This window comes from Parabacteroides chinchillae (genome assembly GCF_900108035.1).
Taxonomy (GTDB): domain Bacteria; phylum Bacteroidota; class Bacteroidia; order Bacteroidales; family Tannerellaceae; genus Parabacteroides; species Parabacteroides chinchillae.
The window spans coordinates 58974-80846 of record NZ_FNVS01000002.1 but is presented as its reverse complement, the minus strand read 5'-3'; the positions used below and the strand labels follow the sequence as shown (position 1 = coordinate 80846).

The following is a 21873-nucleotide window of genomic DNA, read 5'->3' as shown; positions in this document are numbered from 1 at the left end:
TTATTTCTATTTTATCTGTTGTTGAAAAAAGTCTGCTATTTGATCTGTCATCTCCCAAGATATTCTATTTATATCCAAAGGCTTTTGCACATTAAGTGATTCCTTTTTTCCATATATATCATATAAATTAGATACAGCATCGATACAGGATTGTACAGCCTTTTCATCTTCATATCTGTCCAACGCCGGTGCAACAATCATCAATGGACGTGGCGCTATGCAAGCCATAATTTCAGCATAATCTGCCGGAACTTTTCCCGGTTCATCTACAAACCATCCCAAACGAGGAATAAATCCATGAGCATCGGCATAACTACGAATACTTGCATACTGTTTATTGCTAGTTCTCCATGGAGTAACAGAAGCTACTGCAGCTACCCCGGCAATACGGACATCCTGTGCTGCGGCTATCATACCAACAGTACCACCAATAGTATTTCCTAAAATAAATATGTTTTTATTATCAAGAAACGAAAATGCGTCTACAGCATCAACACAGTATTTAACATCTTCAACCATCTTTCCCATTTTACTCCATTCAGAGAACCGGTCATAAAAATATTGTGCTTCCAGCATACGAGTACCAAATCCGAACATGTCAATTGCCAAAACAGCAAATCCTTTATCTATAAGATGCTGGAATAAATGGCTGTTTCCCCTACCAGTCAGGTCTTTGTTATATCCATGCGCATATCCATGCGCATACGAATACGAATGCAGGTATATTATAACAGGCAGCTTAGCATCCTTTTTCCTGTTTTTAGGGACATACAGGTTTCCACACATATGATTTCCCATAGCCGTATAAGGTGCTATATGCATTATATCAGCATTAGGAACAACCGGACGTTTGGTAATCCATCCTATCCAATCTGTTTCAAAACTTGGAACGGGAACAATCTCTACAGGTTTGACCTGAGGAGGTTTAGTACCTAATAACCAATCAATATGATGCTGAATAAGTTTTTTGTCTGATAAAAATGCGATAGTGTCCCTATATTCTGATTGTAATATTACCGGATGTATCTGGTTTTTCGTTTGCTTTTCAGCCTGATGAGTCTTTGCCCATTTATCAAAAGTAAAATCGAAATAAAGATTGTTTACCCAAGGATACTGCTTCCTGCCGAATTGTATGTCCAGAAAGTCCAAACCTCTTTCCAAATCGCGAGCCATAGCAGCATGTTCTCCTAACCGGGCATATACGGCTATCTTATTATCAGCCTTCAAGAAATCATACACTTTCTTTACTGACTGGTAACATTGTTCATTCGCCCACGGGTTCAATTGTTCCTCTACTATCGAATATTGAAATAATAAAGGACGGGGTGCTATCAAAGAAATCATTAGATTCTGGTCTACCGGCAACTTATCTTCCCGTCCAAAGAAAAAACGTAACCGGGGATGGAACCAATGCGCAGCATTGGCCGTTATATCATCCAGCGTTTGATTACAATATTGTGGGTCGCTAAAGCGCCATGGAGTTATCCCTCCCGTACCACAGCTACTTGTAATAACGGCTGTTATACGATCATCAAACGCTGCCGCCCATAATGATTGTTTGCCATTACGGGAATGTCCGGTAATAGCAATTTTTCCCTTGTCTACTTCCGGACGGGTATACAAATAATCTACCACACGTGAAGCTCCCCATGCTCTACGCATCAGACAGGTAAAGTCATAATCGGGATATATTTCCTGATAATCTTGCGTATCATCTTTTTTATCGGCAGCAGCATAAACACAGGCTATGTATCCGCGTTCAACCGCCAATTGCGCCCAATTACGGTGCGACCATTGTGTCATATAAACAGGAAGCGGACGATCTCCATCCGGAATCATTAATTCTATTGTCATTTTAGCCTTATTGGAAGGACCAAAACGCATCTCTATCATCTGGATAAGTACGCCTCCCTCTTTATGTTCAGACAAGATTACAGATTGAAAAGACGACGGAGCCGGTGGGCGATGGCCTGATACCCAATATTGGTATTTATCTTTTATATCGTTCCTTTTCACCTGCCATTGATCTATTGAGGTAATATTTACCTGCTTACCATTCTTATCCATCACCAAAGGTTCAGGTAAAAACGGAACAGATACCATATTTTGAAAATCCGGCGGCAATTCTCCGGTACGATGCAACCAATCAAGCCATGTACTATCCTGTATAGTTATGCGCCGGCTTATGTTTGCCCGATGATCTTCCGGGACATTTATAGCAAGTATCTCTTTTAAGTACTGCTCACGACGTTCTTGTTCAGCAGGACTTTGTGCATATAACGCAGAACACGTAGCATACAACATACTAACAAGAGCGAATATTATTATTCTTTTAGACATACAATGATTAATTCAAGGTTGACATATTTTCGATTATCAAAGATAAAGGTTTATATACTCATGTGTTACTCAAATTACGCCTAGCTACCTTCATAAAACGTCTTTTTTTATTATCTCAGATACCAATACATAGCCCGAATATAACGTTTATAAAATGTTTTCACAATTGAATATCAAAAAAATTATATACTTTTGAGAAATAAATAATCTTATAATACCGGGATATCATGGAACTAACACTCCCTCAAAAACTAAATACACAAGAACCTATTTCATTTGACACAAAAGTACTAGTTGTAATAGGCACCAATGGAGCCGGCAAAAGTTCTTTCGGAAAAAAACTACTTAACATATATGGAGACCAAGCAAAAGAAATCTCCGGTTTACACGCTTTATTTATCAGCGGAACAAGTGATACCATTTTAGAAGAGGGCAACGAATTCTCTCATCTGCAATCAATGATTACAGAAAGACTTTTTATGCCTCGTCTTTCGGAATATGAAAAACTTATTTTGCGCTTGCAAAGTGAAGAGTTTGAAGCTGCAGTTAATTATAAAGAAGAATGTAAAACAAACCGGGAACTCATTCCTCCTGTCACAAAAATAGATCAGATACAGAAAATATGGGAGAAAATGTTCCCACATAACCGACTAGTTCGCAAATCCGGCTTCATTGAATTAGCATCTACCAGCAAAGACAGCAATTCATATACAGCAGGAAGGATGAGCGATGGCGAAAAACTAGTATTCTATCTGATTGGTGCAATCCTATGCTCCCGCCCTAATTCATTATTAATTATTGAAGAACCGGAAACTTTATTGCACAACTCTATTAAAAACCTTCTATGGGATGAGATTGAAGCAATGCGGCCAGACTGTACCTATGTATATCTTACGCATGATATAGATTTTGCCACCTCACGCCGGGACAGTAAGCGAATATGGATACGATCTTATAATGCCGATGCACAAATATGGGATTACGAGCTAATTGAAAGTAATGAGAGTTTCCCCGAAGAAGTTTACATGGAAATATTAGGAAGTCGCAAACCTATCCTTTTTATAGAAGGGACAGACACAAACAGTATTGATAGCAGATTATATCCTCTTATCTTTCCTGATTATACGGTTAAGCCAATGGGAGGATGCCAAAAAGTCATAGAAACAACCAAAGCTTTCGGGCAATTGAAAGATTTCCATACCTTGGAAAGTAAAGGGATCGTAGACCGTGATCGTCGGACACAAGGAGAAATAAACTATCTGCACGAACAACATATATATGTTCCGGATGTAGCAGAGGTAGAAAACCTGTTGATGATTGAAGAAGTTATTAAAACAGTAGCACACCGTTTAATGAAAGATCAGGACGATGTATTCATGCAAGTAAAAGAAAATGTCATTAAACTATTTGAAAAAGATTTAGAATCGCAAGTTATCCTTCATGCCAAACATAGGGTAAGAAAAAAATTAGAAACAACTGTAGACCGCAAAATAACAACAATCGAACAACTGTCTGAACACGTAGAAGACATACGGCTAAACATCCATGTACAAGAAATATACGACAATATCAAAAAAGAATTTGTTCAATACATTATCAATAGAGATTATAAAAATATACTCAGGGTTTATAATCAAAAAGGGATGTTGCCGCAAAGTAAATTATGCAACATTTGTGGCATAAACAATAAAGAAAGTTATTTGAATCTCATCCTTTCAATTCTTAAAGAGAATAAAGAAGATGCAAAAGCCATCCGTACAGCCATTAAAGAATCTTTAGGAATATAAAAAGTTATCCTAAAAGGGAGGATAAGTCCGCAAAAAATTGTTCTTTTGCATCTTGTTTTTAATACAAAAGGGAAGTTTTTTTATAAACAATAAAAATATGCGCACACCTACTCTACAATACCTTTATCTGCAAAAGCCAATCACAATGGTGGTAATTATTTGTATTATTTCAGTATTACCATGGATTGGGTTAGGAGATTTTTCAACTAAAGGAGAGCCACGCGAAGCGGCCGTTGCTACTTCTATGCTTGAAAGTGGAAACTGGATTCTGCCACAAACATATGCAAATGAATTTGCTTATAAGCCACCGATGGCGCATTGGTTAATGGCTATATTTTCATATCCGCAAGGGCATGTGTCCGAATTTACTTCCCGTCTACCGTCTGCATTAGCTTTTATCACTTTAATAGGTTTTGTACTTTTGTTTTTTGGTAAGCGGATTGTAAAATTCCAGGAAGCATTTATCGCTACTCTCTTGCTGGTAACCTGCGTGGAGTTACACCGGGCCGCTATGACAACGCGTGTAGACATGTTATTGACCACCTTCATTGTTATTGGTCTTTTCCAGCTCTACAGGTGGGAGGATAAACTGGAATTAAAAGGATTACCCGTAATCATTCCTATATTACTTGGTTGCGCTGTTTTGACAAAAGGCCCTGTTGGAGTCATATTGCCATTATTCGTTTTCTTCGTTTATTTATTGATGTTGAATAAATACAACGCCCTTACTATATTCAAAGCATTATTATATATCGGTGTTTCTTCCCTCTTTTTGCCTTTGTTATGGTATGTATCAGCATGGAAACAAGGTGGCGAAGATTTTCTTAATGTTGTATTAGCAGAAAACTTCGGACGTTTCTTTCATTTGTCAACACCAGCCATCAACTATAATTTAGGACACGAAAATGGCATTTTATACAACTTTGGAACATTAGCAGCAGGTTTTATTCCCTGGACAATTTTCTTTTTCTTTTCTTTATTCGGACTAAAAATCAAAAAAACAAATATGTCATTCAAAGAGATACTGAAAGATATTTGGCAACGCATCCGTTCCATGGAAAAAGTTCGTTTGTTCAGCCTGGTAGCTTTAGTCTGTATCATCTTTTTTTATTCCATTCCTTCAAGCAAACGTAGTGTATATTTAATGCCCGCTTATCCATTCATCGCACTATTTCTGGCACAATATGCACTTTATATCACTGAATACAGGACAAAGGTAACACGTATATTTGCTGCATTTCTAGCATCTACCGTAGCTGTGGTTATAATCGCCATATTATTAACCATGTCGGGAATTATCAATCCGGTCACAATTGTTTCTCAATATTCGTCAAATCAATCCGTATTATACAATGTTCAACTTGTAACAAATGTGCTAACATTCAAAAGCTTATTAACTACAACAATAGTTACGGTTGTATTATTATCTCTGGGAACAGTATATTACCAGATGTTCAAAAAGATAAATATTAAAATACTATACGCCACAATAGCTCTTACTTTCACAGTAAATCTGCTTATTGATGGTGTAATAATGCGTAGTATTCGAAATGGTAACTCTTCCCGTCCTTTCGCCGAAAAGATTCGTAAAGAATATCCATTAAACGATAATAATATGTTTGTAATGAATAATCTGAAAGAATATACAAACATGTACGGTTTAAATTTCTATCTGGGAAATAAGTTCCATAATTTTGAAACAGAACAGCCGGAAAGCGGCTATCTTTTAGCTACAGACATCAGTTTGAATAAGATCATACAGAATTACGAGGAAAAATACATATTCAAAATACTTACAACGACAGAATATGCAATCAGTGAATTGCGCCAGAATATGGTATTATGTAGCTTTACAAGAAACAAACAATAGAACATGAAAAAGATAAAAACTGCCCTTTTTGATTTCGACGGCGTAATAGTTGACACCGAACCTATATACGATATTTACTGGAATGAAGCAGCTCACCGCTACGGGTTGGGTATAAACGACTTTGCTTCCCTTATAAAAGGAACAACTTTACCCTATATACTGGAAAAGTACTTCTCCAGCCATTCCGAAGAATTCCGTCAAAGAGTAATAGATGAATCGAATGCATTCGAAAAGGAAATGCCGTTTCCTCCTATGCCCGGTTCCATCGAATTTTTGCATATCCTCAAAGAGCATGAGGTAAAGATAGGATTGGTTACCAGTTCGGACGACATAAAAGTAAAACGGGCTTTCCATCTCCTTCACCTGGACAATATATTTGACACAATAGTTACAGCCGACCGCATAACCAAAGGGAAACCGGATCCCGCGTGTTATTTATTAGCTGCATCGGATTTGCAGGAATCCCCGGGCAATTGCCTGGTTTTTGAAGATTCATTTGCCGGCATACAATCCGGCACTTCTGCCGGTATGCGTGTTATAGGGTTAAGTACCAGCAATCCGGCTGAAACAATAAAAGATAAAGTATACAAGGTTATACCTAATTTCGAAGGTTTTACGTTTGCTGATTACCAGAGCTGGTAATCATTGAAAATAAACCGGTTAAATATCTATTTTAAAAGTCCCGTCTTTTGTGTTTAAAAGACAGGACTTTTAATTTACTGTATTACTATTTTTTAGAAATTATATCCGACACGAACACCAACCATAGGTCTGCTCAGATCTTTAATAATCAAGTATTTCACTTCCAGCCCTACACTCAGGTTGTTTGTAGCATATACTTCACCACCCAAACCAATATTGGCACCAAAACGGGTAGCATTAACTGAGAGTCCCTGGCCTAAACTTGATTTCCAAAAAGACATATCTAAACCGGCCAACGGATAAAAACCAAACATTTCACTCAACTTTACTACATAATGAGCATTTACGTCAATAGCCCATGCGCTCAACGTATTATTCTTCACATGATAGGTCAGAGACGGAGCGATACGGAAATCATCCAAAATACAATACCGGTAATCCAAGCCTAACGTAGCATTGCCTATATCATCAAACCCGTATCCGATATTAAACCCAACTGATGATCTTCCCTGTTCCGTTTGTGAATAAGCACCTAAACTAATAACGGCCAGCATAATCATAATGACAAATTTTTTCATACACTTTTATTTTAGTTCAACATTTACATCACAAATATAAACTATTTATTTTACTTTCAACCGTTCTCCGGCACTCTTTACAATACAACGGTAATATTCTTCGTCATATCCCGGAAAATCAGGTGAAGCAGACAATCCATAACCATTTTGTTTAAAATGTCCGTTTTCTTCCTTCTTCACATTACCATCCATATATTTAACCAAAAGATATTCACCCAGTTTTTTCCAACGGGTAGTTGCAGCATCAGCATTGGTTGTACTAAACCAAGTCAAAAAACGAACGGCTTCAGCCGGATTTTTTTCATATAGTTTAACGGCGGCAGCATCTATAGCCGGCAATGCTTCTTTGTAGCTATTTTCCAATTCTTGTTGAACAGGACGTATATCCTGTATCATATAGCTATATTTTCCATAAGCCATATTGGCTACCCAATTGTGAATCCAGAAAGCCGATGTCCACGAAAAATTCATCATGTCTCCATTTCCTACACGATAACATTCCGGTACATCCGTTACAGAACAATAAACCGGAGTAAATACAGCCATGTCCGCGTCGTCAACCCCAAACCAAAGAACACCGCCAACAGCATCCGGCAACCAGTTTCGCATTTGCGGAACAATTACAAAACCTGTTTGTTGTGTAGCAATTGCACGTTCGTTTGTGTATTCCTGCCCATCAACATTAAAGGTCATAGGGCGCCACCGATAAGGAACTTTATAAGAGCCGGCCCCAGCATCCTGCGTCATATCCAAGTCGGTTCCTTCAAAATGGTCACGCATCGCATTCTGAACATCTTGAACAGACAATAAACGATCCGGTTTAATGTACAAAGGCATAGGCTCCTTTGAAGGATCGCCTTTTATAAAATCGGCATATTTATCCATCGACTTATCATATTTTCGGAAGAAAGACCATACACGGGCTTCACATCCACGCAAAGCACTGAACTCATATGGACAATAAGCCTTTGCAAAACTAAAATCCTTATCTTTTCCCTTAAAATACCCTTTTTCACGAGCAAAAGAAACCACATCCGGAGAATACATACAATTTTCCTTGTCGTCAAATGGTATCTGCTGAATACGAGACTGGTTAGCATGTGCGGCAATACAATCGTCAGGAATACGTATAGCAACCCATACCGCACCTTTATTGCCTACACCTTTTCCTATCATTTCCATAATCCATGCTTCATTTTTATCGGCAATGGAAAAAGACTCTCCGCTACTGTAATAACCATATTCTTTAACCAGATCGGTCATTACCTTAATAGCTTCACGTGCTGACTTTGATCGTTGCAAGGCTATATAAATAAGACTTCCATAATCCATAATACCCGTTGAATCTTCCAATTCGGAACGACCACCAAAGGTACTTTCTGTTATAGCAACCTGGTATTCATTCATATTTCCTACAACAGAATAGGTTTGTTCTACCTGGGATATTTCCCCGAGAGGTTTACCCGTATCCCATTCATTCACCTGAAGCATTGTTCCTTTAGGCCATGTTGCAGCAGGCCAACGGTATAATTCACCATACAATGTATGTGAATCGGCAGCATAGCTTATCATTACCGAACCATCAACCGAAGCTTTTTTACCGACTAACAAACCTGTACAAGCTTCTGTTTCCTGACCGGCAAATATAACCGCACAAACGGCTATCAGTATCCATTTTTTCATCATATATAAATAAAGTTTAAGCGAATAATAACATATAAGTGGCAGCCCCGCAACAATAACCTATCAAAGCCAGAATAGAAAATCGTTTCGTATAATACATAAAATCAATCTTCTCTATCCCCATTACTGTAACACCTGTAGCAGAACCAATAATTAAAATACTACCACCCGTAACAGCACAATATGCCAGGAATGTCCAGAAACCGCCATCCGACATGAAAAATTGTGCATAATGAGACAAACCGACAGTCTGTTCTACAACAGGATACATACCCATTGTTGCAGCAACCAGTGCAACATTGTCCACACATGAAGAAAGAGCACCTATGACAAAACTAATAAGATAAGGCTCGTGCACATGCTTATCTAAAAATGCAGACATAATACCTAACTGGCCGGATGTTTCCAATGCCCCTACAGCCATCAAAATACCTAAGAAAAAGAAAATCGTAGACAAATCTATATTAGGTAATAATTGTGCTATACGTAATTTTTGAGATTCATGCATATGTAATTTACTATACATAATATCCGTGTACACCCACAAAATCACTAACCCCAACAATACGCCTAAAAATGGAGGCAGATCTGTCAACATCTGAAACACAGGCACCAATGCCAAAGACAAGATACCTATTATGAATATTATTTTTCGGGAACGTGTTGGAATCTCCGGAACATATTCATCCGCCTGTTCTTCTTCACTCATAACCCGCAATGTAGTTCCTTTTTTAAACAACCAAAAATGGGCAATAGAAAGAGGAACGAGCATATTTATTAATGCAGGAATAAAAACATGAGAAATCTGATGCATAGCTGTTACGTTCTTTCCAACCCATAATAAAATTGTCGTCACATCACCTATAGGAGACCAGGAACCGCCGGCATTAGCTGCTATAATAACCATACAAGCATATTTCAAACGGTCTGTCCGATCTGGTACCAATTTACGAAGCACAGCCATGATAACTATCGCCGCAGCCAGATTATCCAGCAACGCCGAAAAAAAGAATGTTGCAAAACTTATATACCATAACAACTTTCGCTTATTCTCCGTACGTATATAACCCGTTACGGCACGAAAACCACCATGTTTATCCACAATATCGACAATCAGCATAGAACACATTACAAAAAATAATGTTTCCGATACATTTCCCAAATGAAATACAATAGACCGGTTTGTTATGAAATTAACAAATTGGACATGGGCAGGCTGATTCAGCATATCCGGATTTTGTGTCAGAAAGTCCAGGAATATAGGATTCGATCGTTCAATAAAGATGTTATATGCATCAAACATCAAAATCATCCACAGCGAAATGGCCATAAATAAAGCTATGGCTGCTTTGTTAATCTTTATCTTGTCTTCCAGGGCTATCGCCAATATTCCCAAGACAAAAATTACAGGCATCAAAATGAACATAAATGTAATATTTTAGTTAGTTTGCCGAATAAAAACGATCATAAGCTATATAAATATTTTATTTCATCAGCCCAGATAGATTCATCTGGCGTCTCTAATATAAGCGGTATATCATCAAAACGGGAATCGTTCATAATCATTTGAAAAGGAATAATTCCCATTACTCCTTTTCCTATGCTGTCATGGCGGTCAACTCTTGATCCCATATCTTTTTTAGAATCATTCAGGTGCATTCCTTTCAAATAAGAAAAACCTATAACTTCATCAAAATGCCGGAAAGTTTCCTTAAAACCATCCTCTGTTTTTATATCATATCCTGCAGCTAGCGTATGAGCAGTATCAATACATACGCCCACCCTGGATTTATCTTCTACTTTATCTATAATATATGCAATCTGCTCAAACGTATAACCAAGATTCGTGCCTTGTCCGGCCGTATTTTCTATTACGGCACAAACACCGTTCGTTTTGCCTAACGCCCAATTGACAGACTCTGCGATACGAGTTAAGCATTCTTCATCTGTCATTTCATTTAAAGAACTTCCGGGATGAAAATTCAACAAGTCAAGCCCCAGTTGTTCACATCGCTGCATCTCATCTAAAAAAGCAGCACGGGATTTCAGCAATCCTTCTTCTTCCGGATGCCCTAGATTAATAAGATAACTGTCATGAGGCAGAATATGTTTAGGTAAATAGCCAAATTCCTCACAACGTTCTTTAAAAAGAGAAATACTATTTTCTGGTAATGGAGCAGATTTCCATTGACGTTGATTACGAGTGAAAAGAGCAAAAGCCTTTGCTCCTATCGCCTGAGCATTCAAAGGTGCATTTTCGACACCTCCCGATGCAGACACATGAGCTCCTATGTATTTCATATTCTGTTTATTTATATTATTCACCTTCAATCTTACATCCGTAAAAATGAATATCAACAATAATTTATGTTTATTGTTATTCGTCCGGAATGGCAACATTTATCTATTCCGGTCAGCAAATATAACAAAAAACCGCCTTCCCCGAAAGGAAGACGGCCTTATAAAAATGTAATATAAAATTCCCCTGAATGCTTATTCTTCAATATCCGGTTGCAAGAAATCCAAAAAGCATAAAGCAGCCAAAGCTGTCCCATATCTTTTTTCGATGGTAATCCCTTCCGTTATAAAGTTAAGTTCACCTAAATAATATTTATCGTACGTCTTCTGGTGAAGATCATTGATTACACGAATCAAACGGGACTCAAGTTCTTCAATACGATAACGACCACTAACCTCACATACAAGTCCTCCCACTTTCTCATCAAAGTTTTCATCCTTGTACATCCAAGCGTAAACCACACCAGCAGATACAAACTCATCCTGGTATCCATGAGACACTGCCATGATAGTTTTCATTTCAGAACCAAATGGAGGAAGATCTATTTCATCCATGGTTGCCAGATGTGCCGTTGCTGGAATAACAGACGAATATGTCATAATATTAAAGTCTGATATACCGGCATCATAAAGAGCCATGTGATAAGAACCCGCATGTTTTTCCAGATCAGATTCACCACTACCCTTTGTAATAAAAAAGGTGTTTGGAATTAAATTCCCAACTTTCTTTACCATCTACAAAATATGTTTTACTTATTAATAATGTATTGAGCGTGCAAAAATAAAAACTTATTCGGGATTTTTCTCCTTTTCCGGGCAGAAATAAATCATCCCGATCATTTTTGCAAATTATCAGGATGATTTATAAAAATGATCGGGATGATTTTTCAAATTCTTTTTTCGTTCCTTTAAACAAATTCAATGCCTGGCATGTTATAATAATACAAACAACATTAAAACATATAAGGCCATGCTTACATTATGTCTTAGTTTATTATTGTTGATTACAAATAGTCAAATAACAGATAAAAAAGAAGAAGTCATGAAATTCGAATTAATTCAATTACCCTATGCAGCAAACGCTCTGGAACCGGTAATATCAAAACAGACCATTGAGTTACATCATGGGAAACATTTACAGACTTATGTAAATAATCTGAACAATCTTGTACCAGGTACCAAGTTTGAAAACGCACCTCTTGAAACAATTGTAAAAGAATCAGATGGTGCTATATTTAACAACGCAGGGCAAGTTTTAAATCATAATTTATATTTCACTCAATTTTCACCTAAAGGCGGAGGAGTACCAACTGGCAAACTTGCCGAAGCAATAAATAAGGAATGGGGTTCTTTTGAGAATTTCCAAAAAGAATTTGTTGCTGCAGGCACAGGCTTATTTGGCTCCGGTTGGGTTTGGTTAGCCGAAGACAACAACGGTAAACTTTCAATAACCAAAGAAGCAAACGGCAGCAATCCTGTTGTTAAAGGATTAAAACCTCTTTTAGGCTTCGACGTTTGGGAACATTCTTATTATTTAGATTATCAGAATCGTCGTGCCGATCATTTGAATGCTTTATGGAAAATTATTGACTGGGACGTGGTTGGCAAACGGTACTAACCGAAATTAGCTCAAGTTTAAAATGTAATAAGAAACCGCCGGTAACATTCCGACGGTTTTTTTATTTTAGATTTCTGTCGGTTAGACTTAATCAATTGAGAAATAAAGGCAATGATTTAGCAACCATTGATTTTCAGCATTTTATAAAAAATAGCCCAAAAGTCGAAAAGACAAATGGGCTACTAAAGTGTGTTTTAAAGTTATTCTACCTAAAAAGATTTTTTAAAAAATATCTCTATCTTATCAAAAGGAATCACTGCCAAATTATCGTATAAGTCTGTGTGGTTCGCTCCAGGGATAATAAGTAGTTCCTTATTCGCTCCGGTCAACCTCTTATAGGCATCTTCGCTGAAATAGCGTGAATGTGCCTTTTCACCGTGTATCAATAACACTGCACTGCGGATTTCGTCTATGTATGCAAGAATTGGAAGATTAATGAAAGACAGAGATGCGGTTTTATTAATTCCATCATTGGAATTGGGTGAGCGGTGATGGTAGCCACGTTCTGTTTTATAATAATCATGATATTGGCGCACAAAAAGCGGTGCTTCTTCCGGTACAGGATTTACGACCCCTCCATCACGATCGTAAGTTCCGTTTTGGTAATCTTTTGTGCGTTGCTTGTTAAGTTGTACGCGAAGCTGATAACGGTCATCGGCAGACATTGTATCAAAGTACCCATTGGCATTTACACGGCTCATATCATACATCGTAGAAGCAACGGTAGCTTTGATGCGGGGATCGTTAGCCGCTGCGTTCAAGGCAAATCCGCCCCAACCGCAAATACCGAGGATACCGATTGATCCGGAATCCACATCCTCACGGGTCAGCAGATAATCGACCGCCGCACTGAAATCGTCTGTACTTATTTCAGGAGAAGTAAGATTGCGAGGAGTACCGCTGCTTTCGCCATAAAACGAAGGGTCGAAAGCAATAGTCAGAAAACCTCGCTCGGCAAGGGATTGTGCATATCGTCCCGATACCTGTTCTTTTACTGCGCCATACGGTCCGCATACGGCTACTGCCGCCAACTGTCCGCTTGCATCCAACGGCTTGTAAAGGTCTGCTACAAGTGTTATTCCGTAGCGGTTATGAAATGTAATTTTAGAGTGGGTCACTTTTTCGCTTTCGGGAAATGTTTTGTCCCATTCTTGAGTTAATTCTAAAGTATCCATGTCTGATGAGTTTTTATACTTAATTGTTTCCGATGCCATGACATCCGTAAGTGACAGAAATATCATTATGGCAATAATTTGTAATTTCATACTATTATTGTTTTTGTTCTATCATATTTCAAATGTTTTTCTAATTTATTTGACTTCAATATTCTTAATAAACCGAGCGGGGTTTCCTGCTACCACCGTCATAGGCGGCACATCTTTGGTAACGACACTGCCAGCTCCGACAATCGCACCGTAACCAATGCGCACTCCCGGAAGAATGGTTGAATTGATGCCAATCCATGCCCTATCTTCTATGACTATCGGACGACCATAGGTTGCACTGCGGTTTTCCGGATTCGGGTCATGGTTGATGGTTATCAGATTGACTTTCGGACCGATGAATACATCATTGCCGATGGTAATACCTCCACGACCAAAGAAAGTGCAGCACTGCTGGATGAAACACCCCTTTCCGATGGTAATCGGCTTGCCATAATCAATATAAAGCGGCGGTAGCACCGTTGTACTCTCTTCGAGTGGTTTACCAAGAATCCGTCCCATATAGTCATGGACTTCTTCAGGAGTACGATAACCTGTATTCATTACTGTTGCAGTCTTAATAGTTTCGAAAATATCGGTAATCAACGCCTCGTAACCCGGTTCGTTTGGGGAAACCATCTCGCCTGACAAATCTTTTTCAAAAATATCTTTCATGTTGTTCCTTATTTAATAGTGATACCTCCGTCTACAATTAAGCCATGCCCGTTCATATAAGTTGCTTGCAGACTGCATAGCCACAATACGGCATCGGCGATTTCTTCGGGCTTACCCAAACGTCCGTAAGTAGCTATAATCCAATCAATCATTTCTTTTACAGCTTGAGTGTCGGACTAATATCTGACAAAACGGTAATATAGCCTGCACGGGCAAATGCTTCTGCACAAGCAAGACCGATTCCCATTCCTGCACCTGTCACCAAAGCCACTTTTTCTTTCATTGTTTTTGTTTCTGCCATAATTATCTGATGTTATCTGTTATAAGCTCTAATTATTTTCTGATGCAAAGGTAAGAGGTCTATGACATTACGGCTTTGTTGTGTGGTTCAAAGTGCTTTGCCGGGAAGTCCATAAATAAAAAAGTCCCGCAATCTATGCGAGACTCATTCCGTGTTGCAGATTCCTTGTAGGAGGAATACCGTATTTTTCTTTATAAACCTTCGAGAAATGCGAGAGATTCTTAAAACCGACCTCAAAACAAATCTCCGACACTTTGCGTTCGCCTTTCTGTATTAGTTCGTGGGCTGCTTCGAGGCGACGGCATATCAGCCATTCACGAGGGGAAAGAGGACTGCATTTTTTGAAATCCCGTTTGAATGTGGAAAGACTACGTCCCGTATAATTGGCTATTTCTTCCATTGAAATGTCATTCATGTAATTGTTCTCCAAGAAATTCAGAATATCAATTTTCCATGGGTCGGTAAAATCGAAAACCGATGCGTACAGATTCTTGTTCGTATTGAGCAGTACATACATTCCCTCAACCATTTTTAGTTGCAGCAACTCTTCTGACGGTTGGATGCCCGAATCGAAATAAGGTGTCATTGATTCGAACAGGCTTGTAATATCCGGACGGTTAGATGGCAACTTATACAGACTTACTTTCTCCCTTTTGGCATCCTTTGGGATTGAGTTCGGTTTTAACTTGTTGTAGAAGCTACGCAAGAATTTAGGCGTAAACATTAGAAAAATAGCCTTAAATTGCTCTCCATTCCACGCTTGTTTTGTCATGCGAACACTGAAATCCTTACAGATAAAGGCGCAGTCGCCTCTATGCAGCTTTGTTGTTTTTCCTTTTTCTTCAATTGCCATTTCACCGGAATAAATATAAACCAACACGTGGGAATGGTTTCGGTGTGTGCAGCTCATACCTCCGTCAAAATACATCGCAAAAAAGATGTCCGAATAACGTAGTGTATTGATTCTGTCTGTCATTTCTTTATTTGATTATAACTATTATTTCTTTTGCAAAGGTAACCCTTTTCAAAAGAAATAATTTTGTTGTATAGCTCAAAAATTAAATGCCTCGCCTCATTTTTTTAAGTGATAGGCTTATATGTTGATATGTCGGTACGCTTTACTCGAATTTACTTTTCCGCTATGTGTTTATTTTAGATTTCATTCGCGAAACTCTAACTTACACTTTTATATTTATTCGGAGTTACACCGACTACTTTTTTAAAAAGACGACTTAGATGATGGGGATACTTAAATCCCAAGGTATAGGCAATTTCACTAACCGATCGATTACCCTCCGAAAGTAGCTTTTTTGCCCACTCAATAGTGACCAACTGGATATATTCTTGTGCCGATTTTCCGGTTTCTTTTTTAATCAGATCACCGAAATAGTTAGCAGACAGGTGTAACTCCCCGGAACACCAGGCAACAGAAGGCAGACCCAATTTTTGGGGCTTATTTGAATTGAAATAGTCGTCAAGGAGGTTCTCGAAACGACTTAACAGATCACGATTTACAATCTCACGAGTAACAAACTGGCGATCATAAAAACGTACACAGTGATTTAGCAACACCTCTATGTTGGCCGCAATAATTTGTTTGCTATGTTTATCAATAGCATGTTCCAACTCTTCACGTATTTCATTAAAACAATTAATAATAATATGGCGTTCACGTTCTGACATGTGTAAAGCTTCGTTCGACTCGTATGAAAAGAATGAATAATTTTTAATCTGCCTATCCAGTAATGTACCGCGCAGTAGATCGGGATGGAACATAAGAATCCATCCGCGCGGATTACGGGTTTCGCCGTTATCATTTATACCTGCAACCTGTCCGGGGGAGACAAAAACAAGTGTTCCCTCCCGGTAATCATACTGATTACGACCATAAATAAGTGGACCGCAATCAAGTTGCTTGAGGATAATACAGTAGAATCCGAAATTCTTACGGCTATGACGGATCACCTCTAACTGAGACATATCAACAACACTTACCAAAGGATGATATGTCTCCACTCCTAACAACTCGTTGTAGTCTTGTATCGAATCTAATTTTATAATATCACTCATATATTCTTTTTATTATTTGGTATAACTTTCTGCAAATATAGGAAAACACATCCAACCCCAATTCAGGCATTCCTAAAATCAGGAATATTGGTTTTTGAAACTGTAATTTATCTATGGACGGGCCTTTGTGCACACTCTATCTTTGCAGAAACAATTTATAGGTGGATCGTTAAAACAACATGCTTACAGCTTTACAAATAATTATCAAATAGTAAAAAAATGGAACAAAGTAAAACTATTTCAGCTCCCCAAAGTCGAATTCACGTTCTGGATGCATTAAGAGGATTTGCACTGCTCGGTGTCATACTTATGCATATGCTGCAACATTTTGGTGTTTTTTCAGGTATACCCGCGTCAGAGCCACAATTTCCTATGCTGGATACAGCTATTCAATGGCTTTCCCAACATGTAATAATGGGTAAGTTTATTAATATTTTTGCATTTCTTTTCGGATTAAGTTTCTTTATACAAATGGATCGGGGTGCCAAAAAAGGAATTGATTTCCGAAAACGTTTTATCTGGCGCATGGTTATTCTTTTTGTGATAGGCATCGTTGGCAATAGCTTTTTCACTGCCGATATTTTACCTATATATGCTGCTTTCGGAGTAATCATGGTATTACTGTTTCCCCTAAAAAACAGAATACTGATTGTTATTGCCCTGCTTCTGTTGATAGGTACGCCCCGCATTATTTCAACGAGTTATGATCGTTTAGTAAAAACAGAACAAGTAGAAAATATGCCACAAAGACCAGTATCTAACGAAGCAAACAAAAACAGACCGACTTCTTCTGGGAAAACAATGGAAAAACCATCATTCTTCAAATCGGCAAAAAGAAACTTAACCACCGGATTTGTAGGGAAATTAAATTATCAATTTGGTTTGAACGGACGCGGATATGTAACAATGGCTCTTTTTATTCTGGGCTTAGTAGTAGGGCGTTTGCGTTTTTTTGAAGGAGTAGAAACACATAAAAAAAGGAACATACTGCTTTTTGTAGGATTTACTCTTGCTTGCTCTCTCATCAGCCTGATCCCATCGCAGGAAGTTACTTTCAGAATGCTCATGTCAGGGGTAAAACTATCTCCCGAAATGCTGTTGTCCATGGCGCTTAATGATATACATACGGTACTGTTTTCCGGAGCTTTAGGACTTGGTTTTATACTCCTGTTCCAGACAGATAGTGTTGGAAAATACCTGAACGCCATCATTCCTTACGGACGCATGGGATTGACTAACTATGTAGCACAAAGTATTGTGGGGGGAATTATATTTTCTATGTGGGGTTTGGGTGCAATATTCGGCAATTGGGGAATCACTGAAGTATTTGTCTTAGGTTTGGTTGTATATGTTATACAAGCCATATTCAGTAGATACTGGCTGAACTACTATCTATATGGCCCTTTAGAATGGTTTTGGCGTTCGGCTACCTATCTCAAAATACAACCATTTAGAAAAAGAATTAATTCTTAATCAGGCAACCTGTTTTTTGGTAAAAAATAATATTGACTATACCTCTGTTTTTAATTTACTTTCAGCGAAATTGTTTATTTTATGATGTCCGAAGGAAATTTGCCAATTATAAAGGAAAAATAGACATTTACAAAATAAACTTATAGCCATATCTTTGTTATATAAAAAACAAAACAATATAAACTAAAAAAGGAGATTGATTTATGAAAGTAACAGAATTAACAAAAGCTGAATTTCTAAACAAAGTTGCAGATTATGAAGCAAGCCCTAATGAATGGAAGTATAAAGGAGACAAACCTTGCATCGTAGATTTTTATGCAACATGGTGTGGTCCGTGTAAAATGATTGCACCGATTTTGGAAGAGCTGGCTGAAGAATACAAAGGTAAAATAGACATTTATAAAGTAGATACGGAAAAAGAAGAAGAACTGGCTGCCGCTTTTGGCATCAGAAGTATTCCTACCTTACTTTTCTGCCCCATGAACGAACAGCCTCAAATGGCAAAAGGAGCTATGGGCAAAACCGATTTTAAAAAGGCCATAAACGAGGTGCTTTTGAAGTAAGCAAACATATTATACTAAAATAGTGGTAGAGAAATGCTATGAGGTTTATCAAATCTCACATTTCTCTATTATTTTTGAGAAAAATATAATTTAATTTTCAAAACCTATTGCATGTATAAAAACAATTGCTACCTTTGCACCCGCAAACAAACAACAAACTATTCGCCTCTTTAGCTCAGTTGGCCAGAGCACGTGATTTGTAATCTCGGGGTCGTTGGTTCGAATCCGACAAGAGGCTCAAAGGATAGACAAAAGTCAATCCGGTTTACTGGAATAAGGGCAGTTACCAGAGTGGCCAAATGGGGCTGACTGTAACTCAGCTGGCTTTCGCCTTCGGTGGTTCGAATCCATCACTGCCCACTTCAACACCAAAGAGACTGGTTAACAATAAAAAGTTAGCCAGTCTTTTTTGTTGTCTACCCTTAATGTTTGATAGCTTACCCTATTCAATTTAATTGCCTACCTGAACAGTTTCAAATCTTTCCTATTTTTGTTTTCTAAAAGAGTGGCTATATCCTGAGTACCGGAGATTCCTTCCGGAAAAAATTAAATCAGTTGCTTTTTCGATAGCCAACAACTGCCAGTATATTAAATGCTATGGCAAAGAAACAAATTACTCCAAAATGTACGGATAGGTCGGCCAATGTACTGCCTTTCATATAAACCATACGCATTACTTCTACAAAATAACGCAAAGGATTAAACAATGTCAGATTCTGCGCCCATTCAGGCATACTGCTGATAGGCGTAAACAATCCGCTCAATAATATAAAAATAATAAAGAAAAAGAATGCCGTAAACATAGCTTGTTGCTGAGTAGACGACACTGACGAAATAGCAAGCCCGAATCCGGTAAACGCTATCAGATAAGCAGCTGCAAAAAGATATATAATTCCAAGATTACCTATTGGAACCAGGCCATATACAAGCCAGGCTATAAAAGTCCCCACAGTAAGCAATATCAGGCCTATTATCCAAAATGGAATTAATTTGGAAAGCAGGAACACCGATTTAGGAACAGGTGTCACATTGATCTGTTCTATGGTTCCTTTCTCCTTCTCGCCTACTACATTGAGAGCGGAAAGAAATCCACCTATAATCGTCATTAAAAAGGCAAGGATACCGGGAACCATAAAATTCTTATAATCCAAATGCGGATTAAAAAGATTAGTAGAGCAGATACCCGACAAAGACATACCGGAATCAAACCCTTTTTCTCTGTTAAAATCCTGAATGATGGAAGAAAGATAAGAACTACCCATTCCTCCCTTCGTGCCATTTACGGCATTGGCGGCAATCAGAACTTCTGCATACCCTTCCTTTCCCAACTGTTTTTCCGTACCCGCCGGTATTTCAAGAATAATATCCGCCCGGTTGCTTTCGATAGAAGCCAATGCCTGATTGTACTCAGGAGAAACATCCGTTAGCTGGAAATAACCTGAAGAAAGAACCTTGTCCGTTAGTTGTTGGGATATAACGGAATGATCATTATCAACAATACTGAGGTAAATATTCCTCATCTCGAAGTTAGCAGCAAAAGGAAGGATAATTAATTGCATCAATGGCACAAGAAATATAATTCGAGGCAAAAAACGGTCGCGCCGAATCTGCTTGAATTCTTTCTCCAATAAATATCGTAATGTTTTCATAAGCCTATTTTTATAAACGGATTTTGAAACGTTTTACACTCAGCAACATCAAAAAAGCTACCATTACTGTAAGGATAGCAATTTCTGGCAGAACAGATCCGATACCCAATCCTTTTATCATCACGTCTTTCACTGCTATAATATACCATTTGGCCGGGACAATGTTGGAAAGCCATTGTAACACAACCGGCATATTTTCTATAGGAAAAACCATTCCACTCAATAATATTACCGGAAGCATCAATACCATAACACAAACCAGCATCGCCGACTTCTGCGTGTCTGCCATCGTCGAAACCAACAAGCCGAGGCATAATGCTACAAATGCATACAATATAGAAATAAAGACCAGCAAGGTAAGACTTCCCGCAATTGGCACGTCCAGCAAAAAATACGCAATAACAAGTATGGTAACAATGTTTACCATACTCAACAACAAATAAGGAATTGCTTTTGCGATAACTATATATGCAGGCTTCATAGGCGAAACAAGTAGAACTTCCATCGTTCCCATTTCTTTTTCTTTTACAATTCCAACCGAAGTCATCATTGAGCAAATCAGAATTAAAATCAATCCCATTACACCCGGTACAAAATTATAGGCACCTTTCATCAGGGGATTATAAAGGAGATGAACAACAGGTACTAGTCGAGAACCAGAAACTGAAAACCGGGAATCTGAAGTTCCGTTTGCAATGCTAAAGTTTCCGTTATCCATTATCAATTGACTCATATATGCCGTTATTTGCGTCGCCTCATTCGGATCGGTGGCATCGGCCAGCAATTGTATGGAAGCATCATTGGAAGTTGCAAAATCTACAGGAAAAACAATAACTAAACGCACCTTGTTCCGGCGAAAAAGCTGTTGGGCTTCTTCCATATTATCTACCATTTTGTATAAATTAAAATACTCGCTGGCACTAATACGGTCTACCAGTTTCCGGGTAATATCCGTACGGCTTTGATCTAACACAGCAACGGGTACACTTCTGATTTCTGTAGTAATGGCATAACCAAATATAATAATAAGTATAACCGGAATGCCCAACAAAATCATCATAGTACGCATATCGCGGAAAATATGATAAAACTCTTTCCGGACAAATGATACAAACTGCTTCATA

Annotated in this window: 19 protein-coding genes, 2 tRNA genes and 1 pseudogene; 8 read left to right on the top strand and 14 right to left on the bottom strand. The window is 38.2% G+C overall.

Annotation, left to right across the window (positions count from 1 at the left end; all coding sequences use genetic code 11):
- Nucleotides 1-6: 6 nt before the first annotated feature.
- A complete protein-coding gene (locus C4S38_RS02245; protein ID WP_103982374.1) occupies nucleotides 7-2340 on the bottom strand; it encodes a glucuronyl esterase domain-containing protein in 2334 nt (777 codons plus the stop codon).
- 227 nt (nucleotides 2341-2567) lie between these two features.
- Here C4S38_RS02245 and C4S38_RS02240 point away from each other — a divergent pair, with 227 nt between their 5' ends.
- The 3 genes from C4S38_RS02240 (at nucleotide 2568) to C4S38_RS02230 (ending at nucleotide 6639) form a co-directional block, all read left to right on the top strand.
- Complete coding sequence (locus C4S38_RS02240) at nucleotides 2568-4127, top strand: DUF4435 domain-containing protein (RefSeq protein WP_103982373.1); 1560 nt, start codon at nucleotides 2568-2570, stop codon at nucleotides 4125-4127.
- 97 nt (nucleotides 4128-4224) lie between these two features.
- Nucleotides 4225-5997: an ArnT family glycosyltransferase gene (locus C4S38_RS02235; RefSeq protein ID WP_103982372.1), complete on the top strand. Its 1773-nt coding sequence runs from the start codon at nucleotides 4225-4227 to the stop codon at nucleotides 5995-5997.
- Between the two features lie 3 nt (nucleotides 5998-6000).
- Nucleotides 6001-6639 (top strand): HAD family hydrolase, encoded by a 639-nt coding sequence (locus C4S38_RS02230; RefSeq protein WP_103982371.1) that lies wholly within the window; start codon nucleotides 6001-6003, stop codon nucleotides 6637-6639.
- Nucleotides 6640-6731: 92 nt separating this feature from the next.
- Here C4S38_RS02230 and C4S38_RS02225 read toward each other — a convergent pair whose 3' ends face one another.
- From C4S38_RS02225 to C4S38_RS02205, 5 genes are all read right to left on the bottom strand, one after another.
- On the bottom strand, nucleotides 6732-7217 hold the full coding sequence (locus C4S38_RS02225; RefSeq protein WP_099465741.1) for an outer membrane beta-barrel protein: 486 nt from the start codon (nucleotides 7215-7217) through the stop codon (nucleotides 6732-6734).
- Nucleotides 7218-7262: 45 nt separating this feature from the next.
- Nucleotides 7263-8903: a dipeptidase gene (locus tag C4S38_RS02220; RefSeq protein WP_103982370.1), complete on the bottom strand. Its 1641-nt coding sequence runs from the start codon at nucleotides 8901-8903 to the stop codon at nucleotides 7263-7265.
- 13 nt (nucleotides 8904-8916) lie between these two features.
- Nucleotides 8917-10326: a sodium:proton antiporter NhaD gene (nhaD, locus tag C4S38_RS02215; RefSeq protein WP_103982369.1), complete on the bottom strand. Its 1410-nt coding sequence runs from the start codon at nucleotides 10324-10326 to the stop codon at nucleotides 8917-8919.
- 38 nt (nucleotides 10327-10364) lie between these two features.
- Nucleotides 10365-11201, bottom strand: a complete 837-nt coding sequence (gene nfo / locus C4S38_RS02210; protein WP_103982523.1) for a deoxyribonuclease IV — start codon at nucleotides 11199-11201, stop codon at nucleotides 10365-10367.
- 192 nt (nucleotides 11202-11393) lie between these two features.
- Nucleotides 11394-11933, bottom strand: a complete 540-nt coding sequence (locus C4S38_RS02205; protein WP_099465745.1) for a pyruvoyl-dependent arginine decarboxylase — start codon at nucleotides 11931-11933, stop codon at nucleotides 11394-11396.
- A 235-nt stretch (nucleotides 11934-12168) separates the two neighbouring features.
- Here C4S38_RS02205 and C4S38_RS02200 point away from each other — a divergent pair, with 235 nt between their 5' ends.
- Nucleotides 12169-12816: a superoxide dismutase gene (locus C4S38_RS02200; protein WP_099465746.1), complete on the top strand. Its 648-nt coding sequence runs from the start codon at nucleotides 12169-12171 to the stop codon at nucleotides 12814-12816.
- 209 nt (nucleotides 12817-13025) lie between these two features.
- On the opposite strand, the gene C4S38_RS02195 is transcribed toward C4S38_RS02200, so the two are convergent.
- From C4S38_RS02195 to C4S38_RS02175, 6 genes and pseudogenes are all read right to left on the bottom strand, one after another.
- Nucleotides 13026-14081, bottom strand: coding sequence for an alpha/beta hydrolase (locus tag C4S38_RS02195; protein WP_103982368.1), 1056 nt, complete (start codon nucleotides 14079-14081; stop codon nucleotides 13026-13028).
- Nucleotides 14082-14126: 45 nt separating this feature from the next.
- The gene (locus C4S38_RS02190) at nucleotides 14127-14693 is read right to left on the bottom strand and encodes a DapH/DapD/GlmU-related protein (RefSeq protein WP_103982367.1); all 567 of its coding nucleotides are present in this window, start codon (nucleotides 14691-14693) and stop codon (nucleotides 14127-14129) included.
- Between the two features lie 8 nt (nucleotides 14694-14701).
- A complete protein-coding gene (locus C4S38_RS16305; RefSeq protein ID WP_394340837.1) occupies nucleotides 14702-14845 on the bottom strand; it encodes an SDR family oxidoreductase in 144 nt (47 codons plus the stop codon).
- A 26-nt stretch (nucleotides 14846-14871) separates the two neighbouring features.
- Nucleotides 14872-14994: pseudogene (locus C4S38_RS16300) on the bottom strand (oxidoreductase); the annotation flags it as partial.
- A 133-nt stretch (nucleotides 14995-15127) separates the two neighbouring features.
- Entirely contained in the window at nucleotides 15128-15970 is an 843-nt protein-coding gene (locus tag C4S38_RS02180) for an AraC family transcriptional regulator (RefSeq protein WP_103982366.1), read from the bottom strand.
- A 197-nt stretch (nucleotides 15971-16167) separates the two neighbouring features.
- Nucleotides 16168-17064 (bottom strand): helix-turn-helix domain-containing protein, encoded by an 897-nt coding sequence (locus C4S38_RS02175; protein WP_103982365.1) that lies wholly within the window; start codon nucleotides 17062-17064, stop codon nucleotides 16168-16170.
- A gap of 219 nt (nucleotides 17065-17283) precedes the next feature.
- On the opposite strand from C4S38_RS02175, the gene C4S38_RS02170 reads away from it, so the two are divergent.
- The 4 genes from C4S38_RS02170 (at nucleotide 17284) to C4S38_RS02155 (ending at nucleotide 19460) form a co-directional block, all read left to right on the top strand.
- A complete protein-coding gene (locus C4S38_RS02170; RefSeq protein WP_103982364.1) occupies nucleotides 17284-18537 on the top strand; it encodes a DUF418 domain-containing protein in 1254 nt (417 codons plus the stop codon).
- A 203-nt stretch (nucleotides 18538-18740) separates the two neighbouring features.
- Nucleotides 18741-19100, top strand: a complete 360-nt coding sequence (gene trxA / locus C4S38_RS02165) for a thioredoxin (protein WP_099465752.1) — start codon at nucleotides 18741-18743, stop codon at nucleotides 19098-19100.
- A gap of 164 nt (nucleotides 19101-19264) precedes the next feature.
- Nucleotides 19265-19338 (top strand) — tRNA-Thr (locus C4S38_RS02160).
- Between the two features lie 39 nt (nucleotides 19339-19377).
- Nucleotides 19378-19460, top strand: a tRNA-Tyr gene (locus C4S38_RS02155).
- A gap of 191 nt (nucleotides 19461-19651) precedes the next feature.
- Here the strand turns inward: C4S38_RS02155 and C4S38_RS02150 are convergent.
- Together C4S38_RS02150 and C4S38_RS02145 are read right to left on the bottom strand one after the other, a co-directional pair.
- The gene (locus C4S38_RS02150) at nucleotides 19652-20749 is read right to left on the bottom strand and encodes an ABC transporter permease (RefSeq protein ID WP_103982363.1); all 1098 of its coding nucleotides are present in this window, start codon (nucleotides 20747-20749) and stop codon (nucleotides 19652-19654) included.
- 10 nt (nucleotides 20750-20759) lie between these two features.
- Nucleotides 20760-21872, bottom strand: a complete 1113-nt coding sequence (locus C4S38_RS02145; RefSeq protein WP_103982362.1) for an ABC transporter permease — start codon at nucleotides 21870-21872, stop codon at nucleotides 20760-20762.
- Nucleotide 21873 lies beyond the last annotated feature (1 nt).

What these genes read in the sequence shown, in the direction of transcription:
- C4S38_RS02245 (WP_103982374.1), bottom strand. Translation starts at nt 2,340, where the DNA reads ATGTCTAAAAGAATAATAATATTCGCTCTTGTTAGTATGTTGTATGCT.
- C4S38_RS02230 (WP_103982371.1), top strand. Translation starts at nt 6,001, where the DNA reads ATGAAAAAGATAAAAACTGCCCTTTTTGATTTCGACGGCGTAATAGTT.
- C4S38_RS02190 (WP_103982367.1), bottom strand. Translation starts at nt 14,693, where the DNA reads ATGAAAGATATTTTTGAAAAAGATTTGTCAGGCGAGATGGTTTCCCCA.
- C4S38_RS16305 (WP_394340837.1), bottom strand. Translation starts at nt 14,845, where the DNA reads ATGATTGATTGGATTATAGCTACTTACGGACGTTTGGGTAAGCCCGAA.
- nhaD (WP_103982369.1), bottom strand. Translation starts at nt 10,326, where the DNA reads ATGTTCATTTTGATGCCTGTAATTTTTGTCTTGGGAATATTGGCGATA.
- C4S38_RS02240 (WP_103982373.1), top strand. Translation starts at nt 2,568, where the DNA reads ATGGAACTAACACTCCCTCAAAAACTAAATACACAAGAACCTATTTCA.
- C4S38_RS02225 (WP_099465741.1), bottom strand. Translation starts at nt 7,217, where the DNA reads ATGAAAAAATTTGTCATTATGATTATGCTGGCCGTTATTAGTTTAGGT.
- C4S38_RS02235 (WP_103982372.1), top strand. Translation starts at nt 4,225, where the DNA reads ATGCGCACACCTACTCTACAATACCTTTATCTGCAAAAGCCAATCACA.
- trxA (WP_099465752.1), top strand. Translation starts at nt 18,741, where the DNA reads ATGAAAGTAACAGAATTAACAAAAGCTGAATTTCTAAACAAAGTTGCA.
- C4S38_RS02150 (WP_103982363.1), bottom strand. Translation starts at nt 20,749, where the DNA reads ATGAAAACATTACGATATTTATTGGAGAAAGAATTCAAGCAGATTCGG.
- C4S38_RS02170 (WP_103982364.1), top strand. Translation starts at nt 17,284, where the DNA reads ATGGAACAAAGTAAAACTATTTCAGCTCCCCAAAGTCGAATTCACGTT.
- C4S38_RS02195 (WP_103982368.1), bottom strand. Translation starts at nt 14,081, where the DNA reads ATGAAATTACAAATTATTGCCATAATGATATTTCTGTCACTTACGGAT.
- nfo (WP_103982523.1), bottom strand. Translation starts at nt 11,201, where the DNA reads ATGAAATACATAGGAGCTCATGTGTCTGCATCGGGAGGTGTCGAAAAT.
- C4S38_RS02180 (WP_103982366.1), bottom strand. Translation starts at nt 15,970, where the DNA reads ATGACAGACAGAATCAATACACTACGTTATTCGGACATCTTTTTTGCG.
- C4S38_RS02205 (WP_099465745.1), bottom strand. Translation starts at nt 11,933, where the DNA reads ATGGTAAAGAAAGTTGGGAATTTAATTCCAAACACCTTTTTTATTACA.
- C4S38_RS02200 (WP_099465746.1), top strand. Translation starts at nt 12,169, where the DNA reads ATGCTTACATTATGTCTTAGTTTATTATTGTTGATTACAAATAGTCAA.
- C4S38_RS02220 (WP_103982370.1), bottom strand. Translation starts at nt 8,903, where the DNA reads ATGATGAAAAAATGGATACTGATAGCCGTTTGTGCGGTTATATTTGCC.
- C4S38_RS02175 (WP_103982365.1), bottom strand. Translation starts at nt 17,064, where the DNA reads ATGAGTGATATTATAAAATTAGATTCGATACAAGACTACAACGAGTTG.
- C4S38_RS02145 (WP_103982362.1), bottom strand. Translation starts at nt 21,872, where the DNA reads ATGAAGCAGTTTGTATCATTTGTCCGGAAAGAGTTTTATCATATTTTC.